The sequence below is a fragment of the Pengzhenrongella sp. genome (assembly GCF_036565025.1).
In the GTDB taxonomy this organism is placed as follows: domain Bacteria; phylum Actinomycetota; class Actinomycetes; order Actinomycetales; family Cellulomonadaceae; genus Pengzhenrongella.
The window spans coordinates 1-2,724 of the sequence record NZ_DATCNW010000228.1 but is presented as its reverse complement, the minus strand read 5'-3'; the positions used below and the strand labels follow the sequence as shown (position 1 = coordinate 2,724).

General features: G+C 71.4%; 4 protein-coding genes. 2 read left to right on the top strand and 2 right to left on the bottom strand.

Annotated elements, in window-relative coordinates; genetic code table 11:
* The coding region (locus tag VIM26_RS13395; RefSeq protein WP_331951967.1) for a phosphotransferase at nt 1-465 on the top strand (465 nt) is incomplete at its 5' end.
* Between the two features lie 3 nt (nt 466-468).
* Here the strand turns inward: VIM26_RS13395 and VIM26_RS13390 are convergent.
* Nucleotides 469-1,317, bottom strand: coding sequence for a hypothetical protein (locus tag VIM26_RS13390; protein ID WP_331951965.1), 849 nt, complete (start codon nt 1,315-1,317; stop codon nt 469-471).
* An 84-nt stretch (nt 1,318-1,401) separates the two neighbouring features.
* Nucleotides 1,402-1,860 carry a hypothetical protein gene (locus VIM26_RS13385; protein ID WP_331951963.1) on the bottom strand — a complete coding sequence of 153 codons (459 nt, stop codon included), beginning with the start codon at nt 1,858-1,860 and terminating at the stop codon, nt 1,402-1,404.
* Nucleotides 1,861-1,927: 67 nt separating this feature from the next.
* Between VIM26_RS13385 and VIM26_RS13380 the strand changes: the two genes are divergently transcribed.
* A partial coding sequence (locus VIM26_RS13380) for a UPF0182 family protein (RefSeq protein ID WP_331951961.1) occupies nt 1,928-2,724 on the top strand: 797 nt, incomplete at its 3' end.

Here is a 2,724-nt window from a genome sequence, read left to right as displayed (position 1 = left end):
GGTCCGCCACCGGGAGGCCGCGGTGGCTCGCTCCGCCCGCGCGATGTGCCGACGCGCGCCGGGATCGTCGCGCTCGGCGACCTGATCGACGCCACTGCCGTGACCGCAGCGTGGGAGCAGGCGCTCGCGGCGCCGGAGTGGGACGGCCCGCCGGTGTGGATCCATGGCGACCTCGACGCGCGCAACCTGCTCGTGCGGGACGGGAAGATCAGCGGGGTGCTCGACTGGGGCGCGCTGTGCGTCGGCGATCCCGCGTGCGACGTGAAGGTCGCGTGGGCGGTGCTCGACGCGAAGACGCGGCCGATCTTCCGCGAGCGGCTCGACATCGACGACGCGACGTGGGCCCGCGGCCGGGGCTGGGCGCTATCGCAAGCGCTGATCGCGCTGCCGTACTACCTGCACACCTATCCCGCGATCGTCGAGCAGGCCTGGCGCTGGCTCAACGAGGCGCTCGCGGACCGGTAAGGGCTAGGGGATGTTGATCGTGAGGCCGCTGACCCCGGTCGGGCTCATGGTGATGGTCTGGCTGCCGACGACCGGGCCGTCGCCGGTCGCCGCGTTGTACTGGCCCTTGACGATGATGTTGATCGCGACCGCACCGAAGCCCGAGGCGAACTTCAGGGTGAAGGTGCCGTCGGCGAGGGTCGTCGCTGCGCACGGGCCAGACGTCAGGATGAGGCAGTGATGGCCGGCGGCGGTGCCGTTGGCGTGCACGACGCGTCCGGTGATCGGTGCCTCATTCGGCTGGATCGCGCCGACGCTCTTGGCCGGCCAGCCCGCGTCACCTGCAGCGAGCGTCGGTGACGGGCTCGGCGACGGACTCGGGCTCGGCGACGGTGACGGTGTCGGAGTGGGCGTTGGGCTCGGCGTCGCGGGCTTCGGCGTCGCCGGCACATCGGTCGGTCCAAGCGTCGCCGCCGGCTGCTCGGTCGGAGCCTCGGTCGGCGTCGCGGTGGGCGATGGCGTCGGTGACGGTGATGGACTCGGGCTCGGGGTGGCCGTCGCGGTCGGCGCGGCGGTCGTCGGCGCCGCGGTCGGCGCCTGCGTCGGCGGCGCGGTCGTCGCGGCGGCCTGCTGGGCCTTGAACGCCGCGAAGGTCGCCTGGGCCTGGGTCGTCTCGTCGGTGCTCAGGCAGCGGGCGTCGGTGCCGGCTTTGTCGGCCGCGGCCTGCGGGGTGAGCCCGTCCTTGGCGACGTAGTCCTTCACGAGCTGGATCTTGTCGGCGCCGCAGAGTGCCGGGTTGTCCTTCGCGAAGGTGGACGTGCACGCGCTGCCGATCAACAGCAGGGCAGCCGCGGTCGCCCAGACACGCTTCATCTTCGAGCCCCTATCCCATTCCCATCGCGATGAGCGTCACCGCTCGAGGAAAATTCTAGGCGGGCGAGCGAACGGGCGGGGTGTCTAGTCGGTAAGCGTGTAGACGGGGAGACGCAGCTCGCCGCCGGTGGTCCCGAGCACGAGCTGCCGGCCGGCTTCCGCGCCATCCACCTTGAGCTTGTAGATGAAGTTCCAATTGAGCGGGCCGCTCGGGATGTCCGTGAACCACACGCCCTGGTCGTCGGTGCCGATCGGGCAAAGGCCTTTCTCGATCACGACGCAGATCCCCGCCGCGGGCGAGCCGTCGGCGTGGCGGATCGTGCCGATGACCCGAGTGCTACCGGGGGTGATCGTCGGACCGGGCGTCGGGAACGGCGTCGTCCCCGGCGCGACGGTGGGCGCGGCGTCGGTCGGCGTCGGCGAAGGGGTTGGGCTCTCGCTCGGCGTCGCGCTGGGGCTCGGGCTCGGTGCCGCGACCTCGGACGCCGTGCACGCGGCGAAGACCACTCCGATCGCGATCAGAGCCGGCCCGATGTGCTTCATCGCTCCGATGTTCGGACATCGCGCTGAGTCACCGGTCGCCCGGCCGCCCGCCACCTAGAGTGAGGCGGTGAGGAACGGCCCCGGTCGGGGCGAGTGGGGGAACATCGACTGGTCCCGCGTCGACCTGCCCGGGCTTCGCCGGAGCCCCCGGGGCCCCCGCCGCCCGCGGAACCGCCTCTCGACGGTCATCACGATCGTCGTCCTCGCCCTCTTCCTGGTGCCGCTCCTGTTCACGCCGCTGGTCGGCTTCCTGACCGACCTGCTGTGGTTCCGGAGCATCGGGCTCGAGGACGTCTACCTCCGCCGGTACACGGCGGGCTTCTGGGCGTTCATCGTCTTCCTCATCGCCTTCTTTCTCATCGCGCTGCCGAACCTGTACGTCGCGCTGCGGCCGCAGGTCCCGCGCATCGTCGTCGACACTGACGCGCCGAAGCGCGCCGGCGCGCTCGCGCTCACGCTTCGGCTCATGCCGCTCCTGTTGGTCCCGGCGTTCTTCTTCGGCCTCGCCGGCGGTGACGAATGGGACTCGCTGCTCCGGTGGCTGAACGCGGTGCCGTTCGGCACGACCGATCCGGTCTTCGGCCGCGACATCGGCTTCTACTTCTTCACCCTGCCGGTGCTCGAGTTCGTCCGCGGGTGGCTCCTCGCGGCGGTCGTGCTCATCGCCATCGGCGTCGTCGGCTTGTACGTCGCGCGCGGCGTCATCGGGGTCGTGACCCAGCCGCTCGCCGGCGCGGACATCGGCGTCTCGGCGCGCAACGCGCTCGCCCTCGCGCGACCGGCCCGATCGCACCTCTCGATCCTCGGCGGCATCTTCCTGGCGCTCATCGCGTTCGGCTACGTCCTCGATCAGTTCGACCTGCT